At 71.4% G+C, this 664-nt stretch carries 1 protein-coding gene; it reads left to right on the forward strand.

Translation table 11 applies throughout. The features are described from left to right. The coding region (locus tag DD1DGNOD_RS29860; RefSeq protein ID WP_283234730.1) for a nitrilase-related carbon-nitrogen hydrolase at positions 1-664 on the forward strand (664 nt) is incomplete at both ends.

The following is a 664-nucleotide window of genomic DNA, read 5'->3' on the forward strand; positions in this document are numbered from 1 at the left end:
ATGACGCTCACCGGCTATCCGGCCGAGGACCTCGTCCTGCGTCGCTCGTTCGCGCAGTCCTCCCGCGCGGCCGTCAATCGTCTTGCCCGGCGCCTGGCCGACGAGGGCGCCGGAGAACTGGCCGTTGTCGTCGGCTATCTCGACAGTTCCCGCAATCCCACGCCACGCCTGGGCCGTCCCGCCGGCGAGCCGCAGAACGCGGCCGCCGTGCTGTGGCGGGGCGAGGTCGTGGCCCGCTACGCCAAGCACCACCTGCCCAACTACGGCGTGTTCGACGAGTTCCGCTACTTCGTTCCCGGCTACGAGTTCCCGGTCCTGCGCCTGCACGGAGTTGATGTCGGCCTCACGATCTGCGAGGACCTCTGGCAGGACGGCGGGCCCGTCGCGGTCGCGCGTGCCGCCGGGGTGGACCTGCTGGTGTGCATCAACGGATCACCGTACGAGCGTGGAAAGGCGTTCCAGCGCGACGAACTGTCCGCGGCCCGGGCGCGGGAGGCCGCTGCCGCGCTCGCGTACGTCAACCTGGTCGGCGGCCAGGACGAGCTCGTCTTCGACGGCGGGTCGCTGGTGGTGGACGCCCGCGGTCGCACACTCGCCCGCGCCGAGCAGTTCACCGAGACGCTGCTGACCGTCGACCTCGACCTGCCGGCCGGTGCAACGGGCA

Origin of the sequence: Candidatus Protofrankia californiensis (assembly GCF_900634765.1) — a bacterium.
Taxonomy (GTDB): domain Bacteria; phylum Actinomycetota; class Actinomycetes; order Frankiales; family Frankiaceae; genus Protofrankia; species Protofrankia californiensis.